The sequence below is a fragment of the Flavobacterium fontis genome (assembly GCF_900129405.1).
GTDB classification, from domain to species: Bacteria; Bacteroidota; Bacteroidia; order Flavobacteriales; family Flavobacteriaceae; genus Flavobacterium; species Flavobacterium fontis.
On record NZ_FQVQ01000009.1, the window covers coordinates 38,615 to 58,719 of the forward strand.

At 40.3% G+C, this 20,105-nt stretch carries 23 protein-coding genes; 12 read left to right on the forward strand and 11 right to left on the reverse strand.

The genetic code is table 11. The annotated features are described in order from the left end of the window. Window positions 1-27 precede the first annotated feature (27 nt). A complete protein-coding gene (locus BUC17_RS08665; protein WP_073363417.1) occupies window positions 28-792 on the reverse strand; it encodes an alpha/beta fold hydrolase in 765 nt (254 codons plus the stop codon). A 42-nt stretch (window positions 793-834) separates the two neighbouring features. Next, window positions 835-1,548 carry a pyridoxine 5'-phosphate synthase gene (locus BUC17_RS08670; RefSeq protein WP_073363419.1) on the reverse strand — a complete coding sequence of 238 codons (714 nt, stop codon included), beginning with the start codon at window positions 1,546-1,548 and terminating at the stop codon, window positions 835-837. Window positions 1,549-1,639: 91 nt separating this feature from the next. Here BUC17_RS08670 and BUC17_RS08675 point away from each other — a divergent pair, with 91 nt between their 5' ends. From BUC17_RS08675 to BUC17_RS14325, 11 genes are all read left to right on the forward strand, one after another. Then, a complete protein-coding gene (locus BUC17_RS08675) occupies window positions 1,640-2,302 on the forward strand; it encodes a CBS domain-containing protein (RefSeq protein ID WP_073363420.1) in 663 nt (220 codons plus the stop codon). 4 nt (window positions 2,303-2,306) lie between these two features. After that, entirely contained in the window at window positions 2,307-3,191 is an 885-nt protein-coding gene (locus BUC17_RS08680) for an NAD kinase (RefSeq protein ID WP_073363422.1), read from the forward strand. Between the two features lie 161 nt (window positions 3,192-3,352). Further along, window positions 3,353-4,033 carry a type IX secretion system protein PorG gene (porG, locus tag BUC17_RS08685; protein ID WP_073363423.1) on the forward strand — a complete coding sequence of 227 codons (681 nt, stop codon included), beginning with the start codon at window positions 3,353-3,355 and terminating at the stop codon, window positions 4,031-4,033. 2 nt (window positions 4,034-4,035) lie between these two features. Further along, window positions 4,036-4,782 (forward strand): isoprenyl transferase, encoded by a 747-nt coding sequence (locus BUC17_RS08690; protein ID WP_073363425.1) that lies wholly within the window; start codon window positions 4,036-4,038, stop codon window positions 4,780-4,782. Next, complete coding sequence (locus BUC17_RS08695; protein WP_073363426.1) at window positions 4,709-7,438, forward strand: BamA/OMP85 family outer membrane protein; 2,730 nt, start codon at window positions 4,709-4,711, stop codon at window positions 7,436-7,438. The genes BUC17_RS08690 and BUC17_RS08695 overlap by 74 nt, the downstream gene beginning before the upstream one ends. Before the next feature lie 34 nt (window positions 7,439-7,472). Next, window positions 7,473-8,483 carry an OmpH/Skp family outer membrane protein gene (locus BUC17_RS08700; RefSeq protein WP_073363428.1) on the forward strand — a complete coding sequence of 337 codons (1,011 nt, stop codon included), beginning with the start codon at window positions 7,473-7,475 and terminating at the stop codon, window positions 8,481-8,483. Window positions 8,484-8,517: 34 nt separating this feature from the next. Then, a complete protein-coding gene (locus BUC17_RS08705) occupies window positions 8,518-9,015 on the forward strand; it encodes an OmpH/Skp family outer membrane protein (protein WP_073363508.1) in 498 nt (165 codons plus the stop codon). A gap of 60 nt (window positions 9,016-9,075) precedes the next feature. Further along, window positions 9,076-9,855, forward strand: coding sequence for a glutamate racemase (gene murI / locus BUC17_RS08710; protein ID WP_073363429.1), 780 nt, complete (start codon window positions 9,076-9,078; stop codon window positions 9,853-9,855). Window positions 9,856-9,907: 52 nt separating this feature from the next. Beyond that, window positions 9,908-10,744 (forward strand): pseudouridine synthase, encoded by an 837-nt coding sequence (locus tag BUC17_RS08715; protein ID WP_073363431.1) that lies wholly within the window; start codon window positions 9,908-9,910, stop codon window positions 10,742-10,744. A gap of 4 nt (window positions 10,745-10,748) precedes the next feature. After that, window positions 10,749-11,414 carry a mechanosensitive ion channel family protein gene (locus BUC17_RS08720; protein ID WP_394334046.1) on the forward strand — a complete coding sequence of 222 codons (666 nt, stop codon included), beginning with the start codon at window positions 10,749-10,751 and terminating at the stop codon, window positions 11,412-11,414. Further along, complete coding sequence (locus tag BUC17_RS14325; RefSeq protein ID WP_394334047.1) at window positions 11,387-11,578, forward strand: hypothetical protein; 192 nt, start codon at window positions 11,387-11,389, stop codon at window positions 11,576-11,578. The genes BUC17_RS08720 and BUC17_RS14325 overlap by 28 nt, the downstream gene beginning before the upstream one ends. Here the strand turns inward: BUC17_RS14325 and tsaB are convergent. The 3 genes from tsaB to BUC17_RS08735 are packed head-to-tail and all read right to left on the reverse strand — an operon-like array spanning window position 11,575 to window position 14,978. After that, on the reverse strand, window positions 11,575-12,234 hold the full coding sequence (tsaB, locus tag BUC17_RS08725; RefSeq protein ID WP_073363432.1) for a tRNA (adenosine(37)-N6)-threonylcarbamoyltransferase complex dimerization subunit type 1 TsaB: 660 nt from the start codon (window positions 12,232-12,234) through the stop codon (window positions 11,575-11,577). The two genes, BUC17_RS14325 and tsaB, sit on opposite strands and share 4 nt — an antisense overlap. A gap of 6 nt (window positions 12,235-12,240) precedes the next feature. Beyond that, entirely contained in the window at window positions 12,241-13,530 is a 1,290-nt protein-coding gene (locus BUC17_RS08730; RefSeq protein ID WP_073363434.1) for an efflux RND transporter periplasmic adaptor subunit, read from the reverse strand. A gap of 5 nt (window positions 13,531-13,535) precedes the next feature. Next, window positions 13,536-14,978, reverse strand: coding sequence for a TolC family protein (locus tag BUC17_RS08735; RefSeq protein WP_073363435.1), 1,443 nt, complete (start codon window positions 14,976-14,978; stop codon window positions 13,536-13,538). A gap of 129 nt (window positions 14,979-15,107) precedes the next feature. Here BUC17_RS08735 and BUC17_RS08740 point away from each other — a divergent pair, with 129 nt between their 5' ends. Continuing rightward, on the forward strand, window positions 15,108-16,496 hold the full coding sequence (locus BUC17_RS08740) for a DUF4403 family protein (protein WP_073363437.1): 1,389 nt from the start codon (window positions 15,108-15,110) through the stop codon (window positions 16,494-16,496). Here BUC17_RS08740 and BUC17_RS08745 read toward each other — a convergent pair. The 6 genes from BUC17_RS08745 to BUC17_RS08770 all read right to left on the reverse strand — a co-directional run bounded on the left by BUC17_RS08745 (window position 16,493) and on the right by BUC17_RS08770 (window position 20,088). Further along, a complete protein-coding gene (locus tag BUC17_RS08745) occupies window positions 16,493-16,726 on the reverse strand; it encodes a hypothetical protein (protein ID WP_073363438.1) in 234 nt (77 codons plus the stop codon). The two genes, BUC17_RS08740 and BUC17_RS08745, sit on opposite strands and share 4 nt — an antisense overlap. Further along, window positions 16,716-17,264 (reverse strand): DUF420 domain-containing protein, encoded by a 549-nt coding sequence (locus BUC17_RS08750; RefSeq protein WP_073363440.1) that lies wholly within the window; start codon window positions 17,262-17,264, stop codon window positions 16,716-16,718. The genes BUC17_RS08745 and BUC17_RS08750 overlap by 11 nt, the downstream gene beginning before the upstream one ends. Before the next feature lie 2 nt (window positions 17,265-17,266). After that, window positions 17,267-17,959 carry an SCO family protein gene (locus BUC17_RS08755; protein ID WP_073363441.1) on the reverse strand — a complete coding sequence of 231 codons (693 nt, stop codon included), beginning with the start codon at window positions 17,957-17,959 and terminating at the stop codon, window positions 17,267-17,269. A gap of 1 nt (window position 17,960) precedes the next feature. Beyond that, complete coding sequence (locus tag BUC17_RS08760) at window positions 17,961-18,617, reverse strand: hypothetical protein (RefSeq protein ID WP_073363443.1); 657 nt, start codon at window positions 18,615-18,617, stop codon at window positions 17,961-17,963. A gap of 74 nt (window positions 18,618-18,691) precedes the next feature. Further along, window positions 18,692-19,042, reverse strand: a complete 351-nt coding sequence (locus BUC17_RS08765) for a cytochrome C oxidase subunit IV family protein (RefSeq protein ID WP_073363445.1) — start codon at window positions 19,040-19,042, stop codon at window positions 18,692-18,694. Window positions 19,043-19,059: 17 nt separating this feature from the next. Then, window positions 19,060-20,088: a cytochrome c oxidase subunit 3 gene (locus BUC17_RS08770; protein WP_073363446.1), complete on the reverse strand. Its 1,029-nt coding sequence runs from the start codon at window positions 20,086-20,088 to the stop codon at window positions 19,060-19,062. Window positions 20,089-20,105: the final 17 nt, after the last annotated feature.

Sequence of the window (20,105 nt, forward strand, 5' to 3'; positions counted from 1 at the left end):
CCTTTTTTTATGCAGTAAATTACCTTTCTATGTTTGCAAAAAACGCGCGGTAATCTCAAAGAACGCTTTTGGATTTTCTGCATGAAGCCAATGCCCAACATTGGGGATTGTATCTAACACGGCTTGCGGGAAATGACGTTGAATACCTTCCCAGTCTGACGCTATAATGTAACGCGAATTACCCCCTCGTAAAAATAACGTTGGATGATCAAAAACCGTATGCTCGGGCAAAGCGGCGCCAACTTCTTCGATTTTCTCATTAAACACTTTTAAATTGAAACGAAAATCCAATTGACCAGGGGTTTTCCAGTATAAATTTTTCATCAAAAATTGGCGCGTACCAAAATCAGGGATAAAGGGAAACAGCATTTCTTCTACTTGAGCACGATCGGGTTGAAGAGAAAAATCCACCGCATTGAGTCCGGCCAAAATATCTTGATGATGCGGTGCGTAATATTTGGGTCCGATATCGGCCACAATTAATTTTCGTACCCGTTCGTGATGACGAACAGCCAACAACATGGCCACCTTTCCGCCCATCGAATGACCGCTGATATCAAATGATTTCAATTGATGGTCGTTGGCGTAGGCGATCACATCTTGCATCATCACTTCATAATTGAATTCGTCGGCATGGAAACTTCGGCCGTGGTTTCGTAAATCGAGCAAATGGACTTGATAACCCAGCGATGCGTATTGCGGTGCAAACGACTTCCAATTGTCTGACATTCCCATGAAACCATGAATAATAATTAAGGGCCTGCCTTCACCTTCAATCCTGGAGAACAACATGTTTTTAGAATTATGAGTTATGAATTATGAATTGTTATGCTATTATTTCAATTTTTGAAGGTACATATTCACTACATTATCCAGACCAAAATACAAGGCTTCTGATATTAAGGCGTGCCCAATGGAAACCTCTAAAAGTCCGGGGATATTTTGCTTAAAAAACCGAATGTTCTCCAAACTTAAATCGTGTCCTGCATTCACCCCCAATTCCAAATCTACAGCTCGTTGCGCTGCTGCTGCATAAGGAGCGATGGCGTGTTCATTCCCCAAAGCGTACTGGTGGGCAAAACTTTCGGTATACAATTCAATCCGATCTGTACCTGTGGCTTTGGCGCCCTCAATCATTTTCACATCGGGATCTACAAAAATTGAGGTTCGAATTCCCTGAGCCTTAAATACAGCGATTACCTCTTGCAAATACGATTGATGGCGCACCGTATCCCAACCGGCAGTGGACGTAATGGCACCAATAGCATCGGGCACAAGAGTGACTTGCTCGGGGCGGCATTCGAGCACTAAATCGATAAAATTATGTTGGGGATTCCCCTCGATATTAAATTCAGTAGTGACTACACTGCGTAAATCACGGGCATCTTGGTAGCGAATATGCCTCTCATCGGGTCTTGGATGAATAGTTATTCCTTGTGCACCAAAACGCTGAATGGCAACAGCTGCTTCAACAACATTGGGAACATTTCCGCCTCGCGCATTTCGCAACGTAGCAATTTTATTGATATTGACACTTAGTTTTGTCATGTGAATTGTGGATTAATTATGCAAAAATACAAGTTAAAATCGGCACACCCGAACGAAAAAATTGATTATTTTGCATGAAATATCCTTCCCTATGACTGCCATCAATGATTACATCACCAACGACTATGCTGCTTTAGACAGTTTACAAAACGTTGCTGACGCGCAAGACTTTTTTTTGAAAGTTCCTTTTTCCAATTTCCCTGTGCTTCAGGAAGGGATTTATATTGGTTGTATTGCTGCCGATGATGTTGAGACATTTGATATGGACAAGCCACTTTCGGACTACCGCTATGTTTTAGAAGGATTTTTTGCCCGTAAAAGCATGATGTGGTTGGATGTTTTGGAAGTTTTTGCAAAAAATCACACCAATATCGTTCCCGTATTAGACGATGAAAACAACCATTATTTAGGGTATTATGAGTTGGAAGATATCATCAAGTTTTTCCATGAAACGCCTTTTCTAAAAGAACAAGGAGGAATCATTGTGGTCCAAAAAGGCTTGAACGATTATGCGATGAGTCAGATCGCTCAAATTGTAGAAAGCAATAATGCGAAAATGCTGGGAGCATTCATCTCGGATGTTGTTGGCGATCAAGTGGAAATCACGGTCAAAATCGCCATCGGCCCTATGAATGACATTATTCAAACGTTCAGACGGTACAATTACACTATTGTTTCTGAACATCATGATGATATGTTTTTAAATAATTTGAAAGAACGCTCTGAGTATTTGGATCGCTTTCTGAATATCTAATTGTATGAGAATCGCCATCTTTGGACAGTATTACCAAAACGACACCCGTCCTATCATTCGAGATATTTTCCTTTTTTTAAATGAAAATCAAGTCGATTTGGTCATTGAGGCCGATTTTCTAAAGATATTGTACGAACATGAATTGCTCAAAAAATCGTATAAAACGTTCTCATCGTATGAAGATTTACAATCGGGGTTTGACTTAATGATTAGTATCGGAGGCGACGGAACAATTTTGCGTGCTGCTACTTTTGTTCGTGATTTGGGCATTCCGATTTTGGGCATTAATGCGGGTCGGTTGGGATTTTTGGCTAAAGTTCAAAAAGAAAACATCAACGCTTTTTTACAATTGGTATTGGAACGACGCTATACCTTTTCAGAACGCACCTTATTGGAGCTACAAATCACACCCGACGATGGCAAAATCCCTTCATTAAATTTCGCCATGAACGAGGTAACGTTGAGCCGCAAAGACACGACTTCGATGATTACTATTGAGACCCATTTGGACAATGAATACCTAACCTCCTATTGGGCCGACGGACTCATTGTAGCTACGCCTACGGGAACGACCGGCTATTCATTAAGTTGCGGAGGACCCGTGCTAACGCCCGATGCCAAATGCTGGGTGATTACCCCTATTGCACCTCACAATTTGAATGCTCGTCCCTTAGTCATTCCTGACCACACCACCATTCGCTTACGGGTTTCGGGAAGGGAAGATCAATTTTTAGTATCCTTAGATTCCCGTTTGATTACCCTGACGAAAGAACATGTGCTAACCATTCGGAAAAATGATTTTACGATTAAAATGGTCGAAATTCAGGAGGAGAGTTTTTTAAAAACCCTTCGCAACAAACTCCTTTGGGGAGAAGATAAACGAAATTAACACCTGAATTACACTACACTCTTTTTTTTGGCGTTAAATCCTTCGAACAGTGAATTGTTATAAAAAGAAGGTTTAACCGTGTAAAATATAATTTTTATTATTCAAAAGGGATGTTTATCTACTACTGATAATTATTATATTTGCACGCTATTTTCCATTGGATGAAACGAATATATATCGCGTTATTGGTATTAACTTTTTCTGGATTAAAAGCGCAAATTCATGAAATTGGCGTGTTTGCAGGGGGAGCAAATTACATTGGAGAGGTAGGTAAAACAAATTATATCAATCCAAACGAACCCGTTTTTGGATTTTTGTATAAGTGGAACAGAAGTCCGCGTCATTCCTACCGCTTCGCATTCAATTGGGGAAAAATTAGCGCCAACGATTTGGACTCCGATGTTCCTGGACGGCAACGTAGAGGGAATCGCTTCGAAAATTCAGTGCGCGAATTGGCTGTAGGGATGGAATTCAATTTTTTTGAGTTCGACCTGCATGAAATGGATCGCCAATTCACGCCCTATGTATTCACGGGACTAACGTATACTTTTTATGATGAATTGTATACTGTGAATCGTGAAACAAGAACTGACAAGAGTAGTTCAACGCTTGCCATTCCGATGGTTGTGGGCATCAAAACAAATATTGCTGACCATTGGATTTTGGGCTTTGAAGTGGGTGCCCGTTACACGTTTTCTGACAACCTCGATGGAAGTCAGCCCAAAAACGACAGGTATGCGGCCCTTCGCTATGGCAATTTAGAAAGTAATGATTGGTATGTGTTTACGGGAGTAACCCTAACCTATACCTTTGGAAATAAACCCTGCTTTTGCGCAGACTAACTATGAGTTTACTACAACATGTAAATACCGATAATCTACCCAAGCACATTGCCATCATTATGGACGGCAACGGAAGATGGGCGAAAAAACAAGGTATGTTGCGCACTTTTGGCCATGAGCGTGGCACCAAATCGGTAAAAACTACCGTAGAAACTTGTGCGCGCTTGGGAATACAAAACCTCACGTTGTATGCTTTTTCAACCGAAAATTGGAACCGCCCCAAAATTGAAGTTGAAACGTTAATGAAACTTTTAGTTAAATCACTTAAAACCGAACTCAAAACCTTACAATCCAATAACATTCGACTCAATGCGGTTGGATGCCTTAATTTATTGCCCAAAGGGACGCGTAGCGAGTTACTAGAAGTGATGGATAAAACCAAAAACAACAACCACATGACCCTCACTTTAGCCCTAAGTTACGGCTCTCGAGAGGAGTTAATTCAAGTTGTTAAAAACATCAGCGACAAAGTTAAAAATAGTATAATTTCAATTGAGGCTATTGACGAATCCATTATTAATCAACATCTTTACACCCATGATTTACCCGATGTTGACTTATTAATTAGAACCAGTGGCGAGCACAGAATCAGTAATTTCTTGTTGTGGCAAATTGCTTACGCAGAGTTGTTTTTTACCGATGTATTGTGGCCTGACTTCACGGACGAGCATTTGTATGAAGCCATTATCAATTATCAAAAAAGAGAACGCAGATTTGGAAAAACCAGCGAACAGATTAACCCTTCCTAATATGAAAAATAGCTACTTATTATGGACCGCTATCCTACTATTAGGAGTGTTTCAATCCCTTAAGGCACAGAACACCGAACAAATTCCTTTCGACCAAGGGAAAAAATATATTTTAGGAAACGTAAATGTTACCGGGAAAATCAGTTACAACGAACTTACCGTAGTGACTTTTTCTGGTTTGGAAAAAGGGCAAGAAATTACGGTCCCTGGCGAACAAATTAGTAATGCCATTAAAAAATTAGGGAAACTTGGTTTGTTTAGTGATATCGACTTTTATGCTAGTGAAATTCGTGGCGATACTATCGATTTGGAGTTGAATATTGTAGAACTCCCGAAACTAAATGACGTTCGAATTAACGGCGTTAAAAAAAATAAAGTTGAAGATTTAATCAAAGAAAATGCGTTGACAAAAGGGAAAATTGTTAACGAAAACTTGATTACTACTACTCGAAACTACCTCGAAAACAAGTATAAAAAAGAAGGATACTTTAATGCTAAGGTGTCTGTAAAGACTTCTCCTGTTGATTCTACCGTCAATCAAGTGAATATGATTGTGGGAATTGATAAAGGGGATAAAATCAAAATTAATCGCATCACTTTTGAAGGAAACGAAAAGTTTTCAGACAAAAAGTTGCGCAAGGCCATGAAAGGCACAAAACAACAAAACCCAATCCGCATTTTCAAAGCCTCTAAATTTATTCGCAGTAAATTCAATGAAGATTTGGTATCTATTGTAGAAAAATACAAAGAAAAAGGATACCGTGATGCGCGCATTGTCTCGGATTCGGTATGGCTGGATACCAAAAAGCAAAAACTAGCCTTGAATATCAAAGTAGAAGAAGGGCGAAAGTATTATTTTGGAAACATTAAGTTTTTAGGTAATTCTGTCTATTCTGACCAAGCCTTGGCAGGTATGCTGGGCATCAAAAAAGGCGATACTTACAATGGTGTGCTATTGGAAAAACGCATTTCCGACAAAAGCAAACCCGACGGTGATGATATCACTAACTTATACCAAAATAATGGTTACCTCTTCTCTACCATTAACGCTGTAGAAGTAAAAACGGAAAAAGACTCCATTGACTTTGAAATTCGCGTAGTCGAAGGACCCATTGCGTATTTCAACAAAATCACGGTTGTCGGTAATGACAAAACAAATGACAAAGTAATTTACCGAGAATTGCGCACGAAACCGGGGGAAAAATACAGTAAAGAAGATTTGGTTCGAACGGTTCGTGAGATTGGACAATTGGGATTCTTTGACCCAGAAGCTATCGACCCAAAATTTAAAAACGTTGACCCTACAGCAGGAACGGTCGACATTGAATATAACTTGGTCGAACGTGGTTCGAGTCAGATTGAACTCCAAGGAGGTTATGGTGGCGGTGGATTCATCGGAACCCTAGGACTGTCATTCAACAACTTTTCGATAGCCAATATTTTTAAGAAATCGGCTTACAAACCCTTACCCATGGGAGACGGGCAAAAACTAGCCTTACGTTTACAAGCAAGTACTTTCTTTAGAACCTATAGTTTTTCATTCTCTGAACCTTGGTTTGGTGGAAAAAAACCGGTGAGTTTCTCGGCTTCCGTTTCGCAAAGTAAACAATACCTTTTCTCGGGGTCATTTAACAGTATTGACCGCTCACGAAGCTTTGACATTACCTCAGTTACTATTGGTTTGGCCAAACGACTTACCATTCCCGATGACTTTTTTATTCTTTCTGGTAATTTAAGTTTCCAATATTATAATTTAAATAATTACAACACGGGACTTTTCACCTTCGGAAACGGAACTTCTAGAAACTTTGGTTTCAGTGTTGGTCTCACCCGAAACAACAAAGCAATCAACCCAATTTACCCAATCCGTGGGGCAGAATTTAGTATTAATGCGAAATTTTCTCCTCCGTATTCTTTATGGAATGGAGTGGATTACGGAGAACTTCCAAATCAGGCAGAATACAAAAAACGATTTGACCCCAATACGATGACCGCGGATCCTAACGTGAATGTGTTACCCGCAGTGGGTGATTTTGTAACTCAAAATCCAAATACTGGATTATATACCCGAGTGGACACTTTCCAAGAAGCCGATGTGGATCAAGCTAAAGTTGACCAAAAGCGTTTCAACTGGCTGGAATACTATAAAATCAAATTCAAAGCCGATGCCTACACCAAAATTCAAGGAAACTTAGTATTGCGCAGTCTAACCGAGTTTGGTTTCTTGGGTGCTTACAACCAAGAACGCGGAGTTGTTCCTTTTGAACGTTTCTTCGTTGGAGGTGACGGTTTGGCCAACTTTGCTTTGGATGGTCGTGAAATCATTCAGTTGCGGGGATATCCCAACCAATCCTTATCCTCTAATGTGGGAGGAAGTATCTACAACAAATTCACGTTGGAATTACGTTATCCTATCACTTTAAAAGCTGCTGCATCCATTTATGCACTTACTTTTTTAGAAGGAGGAGCCTCATTCAACAATTTTAGAAGCTTTAATCCGTTTGCTATACAGCGGTCAGCCGGTTTCGGTATTCGTGTGTTTATGCCTGCTTTTGGATTGTTGGGAATTGACTTTGCCCAAGGATTCGATTTCATTCCAGGAACCACACAAAAAGGAGGTTGGCAGACCCATTTTATTATTGGACAACAATTTTAGTATATTTGCTTAGGCTATGCTAACACAAACGGTTATGAAAAAACAATTTTCGCTTCTTTTTTGGGTGCTTTTATCCGCCACACAACTTATTTCAGCACAATCCCGTGGGATCAAAGTGGGCTATATTGATATGGAATATATCTTAGACAAAGTCCCTTCCTATGCGGAAGCTAAAAATCAGTTGGAACAAAAAGCAGAAAAGTGGAAGCAAGAAATTGAAACCAAAAAAAATGATATTGCTAAGCTGAAAGAAGCCTTAAAAACGGAACGCGTTTTATTGACCAAAGAACTAATCGAAGAGCGCGAAGAAGAAATTGCTTTTCAAGAAAAAGAGTTAATCGACTACCAACAAAAGCGATTTGGCCCCAACGGAGATTTAATCGTTCAAAAAGCTACTCTGGTAAAACCCATCCAAGATCAAGTTTTTAATGCCGTACAGGATTTGGCGGAAGCCCGAAAATACGATTATGTATTTGACAAATCTTCGGATTTAACAATGCTTTTTGCAGCCAAAAAACACGACCTTAGTGACCGCGTGATTAGTGTTTTGACCCGGGCTGAGCGTCGCCAACAAATGTCCAAAAAGCAACTCAAAGAAGAGGAAGCTAAAGAAAAATTAGAAGATATGATGGCTGACAATCCCGAGATGACGGAGCGTCAGAAACAAATGGAAGAACGGAAAGCAGCGCGTCTAAAATTGATTGAAGACAAAAAAGCAGCCGCAGAAGCCCGCAAAAAAGAAGCGGATGAAAAACGCAAACAACAACTAGAAGAAAAAAACAATAAAAAAACTGGCACAGTTTCTGATACTGCCAAACCAACTGCTGCTCAAGATTCGAATGCCGCTCAGAAAAAAGAAGAAAAAACTGAAGCCGCTGCCGCTGAAAAAGAAAAACGCGATGAAGCACGCAACAAATCATTGGAAGAGCGCAAAAGAATTATTGATGAGCGTAAAAAAGCAGCCGAAGAAAAACGCAAACAACAGTTAGAAGCACGTGAGGCCGCCAAAAAAGCGAAAGACAGTGTTAAAACTGCAAAACCTTAAAATAAAATTGTTCACTAAATTAAATTAAAAAATGATGAAACTATTCAAAAATGCCCTTTTAGCCGTAGTCGCTGTATTAGGAATGCAAACTGCTCAAGCACAGGCCAAAACCGCTCATGTGGATGTCAATGATATTACGTCGAAAATGCCTGCCATGATCGAAGCCCGTAAACAATTGGAAAAATTGGGCGAAAACTACAGTAAAGAATACAAAACTTTAGTAGAGGAGTACCAAGCGAAAGCAAAAAAATATGAAGCAGAAGTGGCTACCGTATCCGATGCGGTTAACCAAACACGTCAACAAGAAATGCAAGATATGGGAAAACGTATCAGCGATTTCCAAGAAAATGCTCAAAACGACTTACAAAAGAAAGAAGGCGAATTAATGAAACCCTTGGTGGACAAAATTAAAGCTTCTATTTCTAAAGTTGGAAAAGCAAAAGGATACCAATATGTGATGGATGTATCCAGCTTACTTTTGGCTGACGGTCCAGACATTACCGCTGACGTAAAAAAAGATTTAGGATTTTAATCAAAACCCTTTACCCTCCCACCCGAAGATATCCCTTCGGGTTTTTTTATACCTTTGTGTATGGAGAATAATCAACCTATCGGCCTTTTTGATTCGGGAATTGGAGGAACATCCATTTGGAAAGCCATTCACAAGCTTTTACCGCACGAAGACACGCTATACCTCGCCGATAGCAAAAACGCTCCCTACGGGATTAAATCCAAAGCTGAAATCATCGCTTTGAGTCGCAAGAACACCGAATTTTTACTAGACCACCAATGTAAAATCATTGTCGTCGCTTGCAATACTGCGACCACCAACGCGATTCAAGAATTACGCGCGCGCTATAGCGTTCCTTTTATCGGAATAGAACCTGCCATCAAACCCGCAGCATTGCATTCACAAACCCATAAAATTGGAATTTTAGCCACACAAGGCACCCTGAACAGTGCTTTATTTCACCAAAGCATGCAACAGTATCAAAATGTGGTTTTTGTGGAACAAATTGGACACGGTTTGGTAGAACTTATTGAAAATGGTCAAATCGATAGTCCAACGATGGAATCCCTTTTACATCAATATTTACGTCCGATGATCGCCGCTAATATTGATTACTTAGTTTTAGGATGCAGCCACTACCCTTATCTAATTCCACAAATACAAAAGATTTTACCCCCGCACATCACTATTATCGACTCAGGAGAAGCTGTAGCACGTCAAACACAACGGGTTTTGGAACAAACCGTGGGTCTACGAAATCCAATTACCCCATCGTCACAGCGCTTCTTTACCAATACCGATCCACAAGTGCTGGAGGCAATTTTAGACCATAAATACCTTGTAATCCCTACTGATTTTTAATCGGTACCCTGATAACGCGGGAAAAGAAGTATCTTTGCCAAAAAGTAAGTGCATGCAACGTTCGAATTCCAACCGATCTGGTAAAAAACCGACTTCAAATTCAAAATTCAAGCGGGAATCCAAACCCCCACGAAAAACAGCTGCACCCAAAAAAGCAGCACCCGCTCCCAAAAGCAATCCCGATGAGATTCGCTTAAACCGATACATTGCCAACTCAGGGATTTGCTCCCGTAGAGATGCCGATATTTACATTCGCTCTGGAAACGTAAAAGTGAATGGGGAAGTGATTACCGAAATGGGGTACAAAGTTAAACCGGGAGATATCGTTAATTTTGATGGCACTGAAGTTAGCCCAGAAAAAAAAGAATATTACCTAATCAACAAGCCCAAAAACTTCACAACCTCGGGCGATGATAGCGCAAACTCACGCAATGTTATGGAACTTTTAAAAGGAGTGACGCGTGCTAAATTACAACCTGTGGGTCGCATGGACAAAAACACGACGGGGTTATTGCTATTGACCAATGATAGTGATATGATCTTAAAATTTTCTAAACCCCAACCCAAAGCGACAAAAATCTACCAAGTGAGCTTGGACCGTAACTTAAAATATGAAGATTTGGAATCGATTGCTAAAGGAATTACCTTGGAAGGCCACCGCATAAACGTGGATGAAATTAGTTACATCGAAAACCAACCCAAAACTGAAATTGGTATTCAACTTCGTACCGCCAATGTTAAAGTGGTACGGGCACTTTTTGAAGCCTTAAAATACGATGTACTCAAAGTAGATCGCGTTTCGTTTGCAGGATTGACAAAAAAGAACTTACCCCGCGGATTTTTCCGACCGCTTACCGAGCAGGAGATTATCAACCTAAAAAATATTTAACACCATGCGTACAGTGGGAGCACTTTATGTTTCATCTGTAAAAGACTACTCTATTGAATTTTACAACGTACTGATAGACTATGCCCCTCGCCTAGTTTCGTCTTTAGTTGTATTGGTTTTAGGACTCTATGCGATCCGTTTTATCACCCGTTTGGCCAAGAAAATCATGGCCCGAAAAGAGATGGAAGTCACTTTGGCTGAGTTTCTATCGAGTTGCCTGCTGTGGGGACTGCGGGCTTTGCTTTTTGTAACCTTTATTTCTCGCCTTGGTATCGAAACTACTTCTTTTGTAGCTATTCTCGGGGCAGCAGGCTTAGCCATCGGGATGTCACTTCAAGGGTCGTTGGCCAATTTAGCCGGGGGCGTGTTGATTATTCTTTTTAAACCCTTTCGCGTTGGCGATGTGATTGAAGCGCAAGGCGTGAGTGGTATGGTTACCGAAATACAAATATTTGTCACCAAACTTATTTCGGGGAACAACCAAACCATTATGATTCCCAATGGGATTTTATCCAACGGGATTATCACCAATTTTTCGATTGCTGGAAAAAGAAGAGCCGACTTAGTGTTTTCGCTTTCGTATGAAACCAACTCAAAGCAGCCAAAGAAACCGTTTTACAGGTTATGCAAAACCATCCAAAAGTGCTTAAAGATCCAGCGCCAGAAGTAATTGTTAAAGATTTATCGGACAGTGCAATTCACTTAGGAATTCGTCCTTGGACCCTTAATGATGATTTTGGGGAAGTCTGTTCCGATATTCTTGAGCAATGTAAAGCGGCTTTTGATGCGCAAAACATTACGATTCAGCCTTTTGTTCGTGAAAATCCAGCTTAGGGATTTATCATGAAATTTTTGAGGTAAAAAGGTTCAAAATACGCCACATCTTCAAACTGCTTTTCGTGATAAAGGGCTTCCGCAAGATCAGCCATGGTTTGTGCAGAAGGAAATACAACAGATTCCAAAAATTGAAAACGCGGGTGGGTAAGTACGGTTTTGGCTTTGGGTAAACAATCGCCGACAAACGTACAAGGGCCTTGCCATGCTTCAAAGGAGGTTTCATTTAATATCATTGCTTCCACAGCACTTAACGGTTTCCCATGAGTATCAAAAACCGCTGTATACACTTCCATACGACGAGCATCGATAAGGGGAATGATATAACCTTCATTAACAGAAGTGGCACGAGCGAGAATTTGCAAAGTAGAGACGCTTATCAATGGAATTTGCAGGGCGTAACACAATCCTTTGGCTGCTGAGACACCGATACGAAGTCCGGTATACGATCCAGGGCCTTTACTCACGGCAACGGCATCCAAATCAGAGGCCAAAACACCTGCTTCCTGAAGGACTTCCTCAATAAATACATGGAGCTTTTCAGCATGGGTATAACCTTCTTCTGCCTTTTCGCGTAAAGCAATCACTTGGCCTTCCCGCACTAAAGCTACCGAACAATTTCGTGTAACGGTCTCCAAACACAACAATAAGGCCATGAGGAATTAGACTTTTGATTTTAGTTTAACTTTATCCCCCGAGTTCAAATCCTTGGTAACGGTATTGTAAGGTCCGATAATCACTTCATCCCCTTTTTTGAGTCCGGTAAGAATTTCGATATTGGTATCGTCTTGAATGCCCGTTTTCACCACTCGGATTCGCGCTTTATCTTTGACCTTCACGAAAACGCATTCCAGTTTTTTATCGGACTTAGATTTTACCTTTTCTGTTTTTGCTGCTTCATCCTCATCGGGAACATCCAAAATAGATTTGGGCAATGTATCTGATTTTACCACAACGGCACTAATCGGTACGCCGATGATTTTTTCTTTACGCTTGGTAATGATATCAACGGTAGCCGTCATTCCGGGGCGGAAAGGCGAATACGTAGCGGGTTTACCCTCTAACAAGTCTTGATACGATTCTTTAAGGATGCGAACCTTTACCTTGAAATTGGTCACCTGATCGGCAGTTGTTCCGGTGCTGGCTGAGTTTGATATACTCGTTACTACACCTTTGAATTCTTTTTTCAAATACGCATCGACTTGGATATTGGTTTCATCCCCGATGTTGACTTTTACAATGTCATTTTCATTGACATCGACTTCAACCTCCATATTGTTAAGATTGGCTACACGAAGCAACTCGGTTCCTGCCATTTGTTGGGTTCCCAAAATCTTTTCCCCCAACTCAACATTGAGTACTGAAATAGTTCCATCGGCTGGGGCATAGATGGTGGTACGGCCCAAATTATCTTTGGCTTCCACAACCGAAGCATTGGCACTCTGCACATTATAATAGGCCGACTGTTTGTTGGCTTTGGCTACTTCAAAGGCTGCAATGGCTTTATCCCAATCGGCACGAGAAATTATTCCTTTTTCAAACAAGGATTTGCTGCGTTCATAACTGGCTTGCGCTTCTTTGAAAGAGGCATCAGCCTGCGACAATCCTGCTTTGGTTCCTGCATAATTAGAAACGGTACGGTTTAACCCAGAGGTATAAATATCGGGGTTAATTTTGACCAATAAATCTCCTTTTTTTACAATTTGTCCTTCTTTTACGGGTAAAGCAATAATTTCTCCAGACACCTGAGAAGACACTTTTACTTCAATTTCGGGTTGTATTTTTCCCGTAGCCGAAACGGTTTCGATAATAGTTATTTCATCAACTTTGGCTACTTCCACTTCCTTTAATTCTTCGCGGCTTCCAAAAACACCTTTAGAGGACAACACCATTAACACAATGATTACTCCAAAGACAATACCACCCCACAAAAAGATTTTTTTTCTACTCATGATTGTTATAATTTCTCCACGATGGGAATTCCAAAATAAAATTCGACAACTTTAACTTTAAAAATATAGTCATACTTGGTGCGTACCAATTCTGACTGTGCATTGGTGTACAGGGTTTGCGCTTGACTCAACTCAAAACTATTCGAAAGTCCGACATTGAAGCGCTCTTTCGCATACTCGAAGGCCAGTTTTCGTGCATTCAGGGCCGTTTGCGCCGATTCGTAGGCCTGTAAAGCACCTTTCGCATCGGTGATCGCCGTATAAACGGTTCGTTCCAAATCCAGGGCCGTTTGTTTTTCATTGGTTCGTGCCCGTTCCAACGCAATTCGTGCTCGGGTCACCGCATTGGAAGAGCGGAATCCATTTAAAATAGGAATCGACATTTGAACCCCAAAACTATTCCCTTTAAACTGACTAAATTGATCAAAATAGGGTAATGGATTTCCTTGAATTGGAATAAAATTGGGAGCCAATACAGCCTCACCCGTGCTGGGCACAAATCCGATAGTATTTGTAGGATTGTTGGGATCGACTGTGAAACTAGAAATACGTCGTTGATTGGAAGCCCGGGTACTAAAACTATAAAATCCATTGATACTGGGTTGCAAGGCTCCTTTGGATATTTTCAAATCACGATCGGCTGCCTCTAAATTGGTACGTGCAATTTTTAACTCCACGCGCTCCCCCAAGGCTTTCTTGACAATGGTTTCGGGACTTTCTGCGAGCGTAGGACTCAATGACGGTTCATAGTTGGCTTCTGCAATATCAAAATTGCGAAAATCGTCCAATTGAAGTAATTGTGCCAAACTTAACTTGGATAAAAACAAGGTGTTTTGTGCTGCAATCACCCGTTGACGGTCGGCGGCCACCGTGGCTTCTGCATCGAGTAAGTCGCCCCTTGGAATCATGCCTGATTTTACCATTTCACTTGCGCGCAACAACTGTTTTTCGTCATTGACCAATTGTTCTTGTTGCACTTTTAAATTTTCTTTATTAAAAAGAATTTGCAAATACGAATTGGCGACGTTCAATGCTACATCGTCTTGCATTTTATTCAACTGATATTGTGCGGCTAAAATGGTTAATCGGGCGCGCTTCAATTGGTTCATATTTTGCAAACCATTGTAAATCGCCACACTTGAATTAAGTCCAGCCGATGTAAACTGAATGGTTTGATTTTCCAACAAACCCGTTGTAATGTTCTGGTTCAAACCAATATTCCACGAATGGGAGGCACTGGCATTTAAAGTAGGTAAAAAATTACCTATGGCGTCTTTTTTTGCGACACGTCCATTTTGTAAATCAAGTTCTGACTGTTTGATAGAGATGTTATTTTTCAGTGCATAATCAACACACTCGCGAAGCGTCCAGGTTTTGGTTTGTGCCCACCCTTGAATGGCGCTACACAAAAACACCCATAGCCCGGTTTTTAAAATCCATTTATTCATAAACCTCTGTAGATTTCTTGGAACAGCAAAAGTAGAAGTACTGCTTTAATTCCTATCCAATTTTGTTCGCTTATCAGACGTCATTCCGCTTTTTTTGTTACATTCACATCCAAATTAATTTCGTTTTTCATGAAACTGCATTGCCTCTTATTGACACTTTTTATAAGTCTTATCACCGCCTCATGCTCAGGTCCTCAAAAAATTATAGCCGAAAAACCCGTTCGAAGCAACAATCCCGACTTTGCTTATAAAACAACGAGTTCTATGGTGAGCATGCCTCTGGAGATCACGCTTACAGAAATAGAAAAACAACTGAATAAAACCCTTGCCGAGTTGGTGTATGAAGACCCTAATTTGCAAGACGACAACATTCAAATGAAGATTTGGAAAACGGCACCTATTCGCTTGCAAGAAAATCAGGGGAGAATAAAGTCGGTACTTCCCCTAAAAATTTGGGTCAAATACAAGTATGGCACTGATTTTTTGGGGTTAAATGACACCAAAGAATTTGATTTAAACGGCGTGATTACCCTGAGCAGTCAAGTGCAACTTTCCAATTGGAAACTAACCACGCAATCAATCATTGAGGATATCACTTGGCAAGAGAGTCCAACAATGACTGTGGCAGGGAAAAAAGTTCCGATTACCTACCTGATTAGTCCTGCATTATCGTTGTTTAAGAAAAAAATAGCGCTAAAAATCGATGAAGCCATCACCAAATCCTGTGATTTTAAACCCTATGTGCTGAATGTATTGGAAACCCTTAGCAATCCTATCCTCACGAGTGAAACCTATCAAGCCTGGTTTAAATTACAGCCCAACGAAGTTTTGGTCACAGATGCCGTTTTGGATAAAACAAAAATTACCATGAACTTGGGATTAAAATGCGCCATGACGACGTGGGTGGGACAGCAGCCGAAGAAAGGGATTGACCGTGAAAGCATCGGATTTAAATCGGCGCGAACTGTAGGTGATAAAACCGTAGTCAGCATTGCCGCAATTACAACCTACGACAATGCCTCAAAAGTGATGACTTCCAACTTCAAAGGACAAGAATTCAAGTCGGGCACACGCGCCATTAAAGTTCAAAATGTCGAATTATGGGGCAAAGACGGACGCATGATTATTGCCTTGGACCTGACGGGTAGTCTCAACGGGACGATATATCTGAGTGGAATCCCTAAATATGATGCTGTTTCCAAAGAAATTTACTTTGAAGACATGGACTATGTGTTAAACACCAAAGGGATATTAACCAAAACCGCAAATTGGTTGTTGCAAGGGTACATATTGCGGAAGATTCAGGCACAATGCCGCTACTCCATACAACCCAACATGGAAGAGGGGAAAAAGAATCTTTTGCCTTACCTCAACAACTTTTCACCCATGAAAGGTGTTTTTGTAAATGGATCGATTTTGGAGTTGGATTTTGATAAAATAGAACTCACTGACGATTTTATCATCGCCTTCATCAATGGAAGTGGAAAAATGAATGTGCGCGTTGACGGGATGGATTAAGTTGTTTTGACCTTTTTACGTCGAAACATACTGTACACTACATAGCCCACCACAGCTACAAGAATATACGGAAATACCATGAGGTAAACGATACCGTCATTGACCGCCTCGGCTTTGACCACATTGCCCGAACTTTCTAGCGACGCTCGACACATGGCACATTGACCCAAGGCAGAGGGTGAAGCTACAAGGAGCAATACGAGTACGAATAATAAACGATTAATGCGCATAATAGGGAGCAATCATTACATAAACAATTACGCCAGTTACGGCAACATACAACCACAACGGAAAAGTGATTTTGGCCAGTTTTCTATGGCGGTCAAACTGTTGCGATAAGGCGCGAACATAGGTAAACAAAACCAAAGGAATAATTGCTACCGACAAAACGATGTGGCTTATTAGAATAAAGAAATAAACGTATCGAATGGCGCCTTCGCCCCCAAACTTAGTTGATTCGGAGGTAAGATGATACGCAACATACATCACCAAAAATACGACAGAGCATGCAATAGCAGCTGTCATTAAACGCTCGTGTGTTTTGCGATTTCCATTTTTTATCGCAAGTACTGCCCAGACCAACAAAACCGCAGTGACCGCATTGATTCCTGCATAGATTGGAGGTAAAAAAGAGAGCGGTTCAACATTGATTCCAAAATCCTTCAACTTGAAAGAAAACAATACCGCGACGACGACAATCGGGATAAGAATGGAAACAACGATAATAGGTGTTTTAAATTTTGTTTCTAATGTTGGTTTAACGTCCATAATTACTCGTTTAATAAGCGTTGTATATCTTCACTAATAGCCTTTATGCCTGAGGCTTCCAAACCGTCATAATACAAAATAGGATTTCCTTGGGCATCCCGACGGCATCGTATATTTCCTTTTTTATCAATTAAAGCAAACAAACCTGAATGCTCAAAACCACCGTTGACTTTATCTTTGGATTCACCTGCATAAATGTTGAATCCTTTATTAGACAAATCAAAAATAGTTGCTTTATCTCCCGTTAAAAAATGCCAATTTTTCATGGTAACCCCTAAGGATTTCGCATGTTCCTTTAGTGCTTCTGCTGTATCTTTTTCAGGATCTATGGTGATTGAGGCAATGGCAAAATCGGGATTTTTACCAAACTGCTGTTGTAATTTCAACATATTTTTGTTCATGACCGGGCAAATACTAGGACAGCTAGCGAAAAAGAATTCTAAGACATAGACTTTTCCTTTGTAGGTATCTTGAGTAATCGTGGTTTTGTCCTGATTGGTGAGTGAAAATTGGGGAACCTGCCCCATCACAACCAAAGTCTTTTTGGCCGCTTCATCTTTAATTTCATTGGACAAACTCATGCGGTCATTTTGAACCGTCTCTCCTTTTTGAATGCGATCCACAATTTTGGGAATAAATATTATTCCGAAAATCAAAACTATAAACGATATACCGATATACGATTTATTCTTCATACTAGATTTTTCGATTGGCTTTGTTATTCTTTTTAAGGGCTAAACGGTATTCCGCGAGAATGACTTTTACATCATCAATCATGTTATTATAAAGGTCAGATACTTTAAAGGTATTGTACCCTTCTTGGTATTCCTCCTCGCCTTTTTTATTTTTCCCTTTTCGGCCCCGTAAATTGCGCTTCTTATCTACAATATATACATTGGGAGTACCTAATTTTTCATTGAGACTCCCCAGCAATTGTAATTTACTGTAGTAACTTTTTATCGATTCGGGAGATCCAAAAACAAACCACCAATTTTGCTGTGGCCCCAACTTCTTTAAACTGGTTTGCAACTTAGTCACTTCAGCCTCGGTTCCTTCTGGAAAGACCATCACCATTTGAAAGTCCTTAAACTCTTTATTACGAGCGTAAATTTTTTCATACAAATTAAAGAAACCGCCTTTGTGGTGTTCGACATCATAACCAATAAAACCTAAGATGGTAATTTTATTGTTTAAGGTCACTGATTTCCCGTCAGAGGTTTTCCATTCTTGAAGGTCGGGAATTGTAGGGGTAATTGTAGGCAACTTCGCAAAACTATTGACGCCTGAGGCAAAGAACAAGTAAGCCACGATGGGCAAAACAAAAAGGACGAAGAGCACTAAATTCTTTTTCATGAGCTAAACAAGTTGCTTACAAAATTAAAAAAAAGGTACGTTATTGCGTACCTTCAACTGTAATTAATATGCTGTTAAAAATTCCATTTAATCGTTGCATCTCTAAACACGGTGAAAACATAGAATCCTTCCGTTAAGAGAATGAATGTTAAATAAAGAATCAAGAAAATACCTGTCCAAACAACCGCTCTTCGCAATGCTTTTGTTTCACCTTCCATGTGCATGAATGCCCATACAATGTAGTAAGCCTTTACAAGCGTTAGGATGATGAAAATCCAATTCAATAAATTCATGGATAATAAATTCGAATGGAATAATGCTTTTGGCTTTTCAATCCCTAACCATACTTCAACAATAGTGATAATGGAAAGAATACCGAAAACAACCCAGATGCGTTTTGTATTTGATGTATGTTCGTGTGCCATGATTCGCTTTTAATTAATTATACTAAATAGAAGAAGGTAAATACGAATACCCAAACTAAGTCTACAAAGTGCCAGTATAAACCAACTTTTTCAACCATTTCATAAGATCTTCTACGCTCGTAGGTGCCCAATAATACATTGATAAAAATGATGATATTGATAACAACCCCAGAGAATACGTGGAAACCGTGGAAACCAGTGATAAAGAAGAAGAAATCAGCAAACAATTTACTTCCGTATTCATTGCGGTGTAAATTAGCTCCCTCAATAACTATTTTCGCCTCATTAACACGTTTTAACGATTCTTCACGGGTCAAAATAGTTTTGTGTTTAATCTTATTAAGAGTTGGGTGAGCACCAATTGAATGCTTAGCCGTTTCCTCCGAATAAATTACTTCCGTACGGATCAAAATATCTGGATTCTTTTTGAAGCCTTCAATGACTTCATTAACTGAATAGGTAGGCAACGTTGGTTCTGACATAAACCAAGTAGCACGGCTACGCGATAACTGCTCACGCTCTTCAGGTAACGTAGCCGCAAAATCAGCTAGTTTAATTTGTTTCCCTTCGGCATTGACAAACTGTAAAATACTACCTCCTTTGGTTTCGATAGCACCGTATTCTCCTTTGATGAAGTTTTTCCATTCCCATGCTTGAGACCCCACGAAGATTAAACCTCCAATGATGGTTAAAAACATGTAAATAGCCACTTTACCTTGCTTCATTTGGTGCCCAGCGTCTACGGCTAAAACCATTGTCACAGAAGAGAAGATAAGTACGAAAGTCATGAAGGCCACGTAATACATCGGCATAGATACCCCATGCATGAACGGGAAGTGGGTAAACACCTCATCCGCAATTGGCCAAGTTTCGATAAATTTAAATCTTGAAAAACCGTAAGCCGCAACGAATCCTGAGAAGGTTAATGCATCGGAAAGGATGAAAAACCACATCATCATCTTTCCATAACTCGCTCCTAACGGCTCGGCGCCTCCGCCATTCCAAACATTAGCTACACCATTGTTTGTAGTAACTGTCGATCCCATAAGTACGTAATAGTTAA

Excerpts from the sequence above, each read along its gene's own strand:
- BUC17_RS08745 (WP_073363438.1), bottom strand. The coding sequence starts at position 16,726 with ATGCGCATTAATCGTTTATTATTCGTACTCGTATTGCTCCTTGTAGCT.
- BUC17_RS08680 (WP_073363422.1), top strand. The coding sequence starts at position 2,307 with ATGAGAATCGCCATCTTTGGACAGTATTACCAAAACGACACCCGTCCT.
- BUC17_RS08755 (WP_073363441.1), bottom strand. The coding sequence starts at position 17,959 with ATGAAGAATAAATCGTATATCGGTATATCGTTTATAGTTTTGATTTTC.
- BUC17_RS08705 (WP_073363508.1), top strand. The coding sequence starts at position 8,518 with ATGAAACTATTCAAAAATGCCCTTTTAGCCGTAGTCGCTGTATTAGGA.
- BUC17_RS08700 (WP_073363428.1), top strand. The coding sequence starts at position 7,473 with ATGAAAAAACAATTTTCGCTTCTTTTTTGGGTGCTTTTATCCGCCACA.
- BUC17_RS08675 (WP_073363420.1), top strand. The coding sequence starts at position 1,640 with ATGACTGCCATCAATGATTACATCACCAACGACTATGCTGCTTTAGAC.
- BUC17_RS08735 (WP_073363435.1), bottom strand. The coding sequence starts at position 14,978 with ATGAATAAATGGATTTTAAAAACCGGGCTATGGGTGTTTTTGTGTAGC.
- BUC17_RS08770 (WP_073363446.1), bottom strand. The coding sequence starts at position 20,088 with ATGGGATCGACAGTTACTACAAACAATGGTGTAGCTAATGTTTGGAAT.
- BUC17_RS08665 (WP_073363417.1), bottom strand. The coding sequence starts at position 792 with ATGTTGTTCTCCAGGATTGAAGGTGAAGGCAGGCCCTTAATTATTATT.
- BUC17_RS08765 (WP_073363445.1), bottom strand. The coding sequence starts at position 19,042 with ATGGCACACGAACATACATCAAATACAAAACGCATCTGGGTTGTTTTC.
- BUC17_RS08760 (WP_073363443.1), bottom strand. The coding sequence starts at position 18,617 with ATGAAAAAGAATTTAGTGCTCTTCGTCCTTTTTGTTTTGCCCATCGTG.
- murI (WP_073363429.1), top strand. The coding sequence starts at position 9,076 with ATGGAGAATAATCAACCTATCGGCCTTTTTGATTCGGGAATTGGAGGA.
- BUC17_RS08695 (WP_073363426.1), top strand. The coding sequence starts at position 4,709 with ATGAAGCCATTATCAATTATCAAAAAAGAGAACGCAGATTTGGAAAAA.
- BUC17_RS08690 (WP_073363425.1), top strand. The coding sequence starts at position 4,036 with ATGAGTTTACTACAACATGTAAATACCGATAATCTACCCAAGCACATT.
- BUC17_RS08730 (WP_073363434.1), bottom strand. The coding sequence starts at position 13,530 with ATGAGTAGAAAAAAAATCTTTTTGTGGGGTGGTATTGTCTTTGGAGTA.
- BUC17_RS08715 (WP_073363431.1), top strand. The coding sequence starts at position 9,908 with ATGCAACGTTCGAATTCCAACCGATCTGGTAAAAAACCGACTTCAAAT.
- BUC17_RS08720 (WP_394334046.1), top strand. The coding sequence starts at position 10,749 with ATGCGTACAGTGGGAGCACTTTATGTTTCATCTGTAAAAGACTACTCT.
- BUC17_RS08670 (WP_073363419.1), bottom strand. The coding sequence starts at position 1,548 with ATGACAAAACTAAGTGTCAATATCAATAAAATTGCTACGTTGCGAAAT.
- porG (WP_073363423.1), top strand. The coding sequence starts at position 3,353 with ATGAAACGAATATATATCGCGTTATTGGTATTAACTTTTTCTGGATTA.
- BUC17_RS08750 (WP_073363440.1), bottom strand. The coding sequence starts at position 17,264 with ATGGACGTTAAACCAACATTAGAAACAAAATTTAAAACACCTATTATC.
- BUC17_RS08740 (WP_073363437.1), top strand. The coding sequence starts at position 15,108 with ATGAAACTGCATTGCCTCTTATTGACACTTTTTATAAGTCTTATCACC.
- tsaB (WP_073363432.1), bottom strand. The coding sequence starts at position 12,234 with ATGGCCTTATTGTTGTGTTTGGAGACCGTTACACGAAATTGTTCGGTA.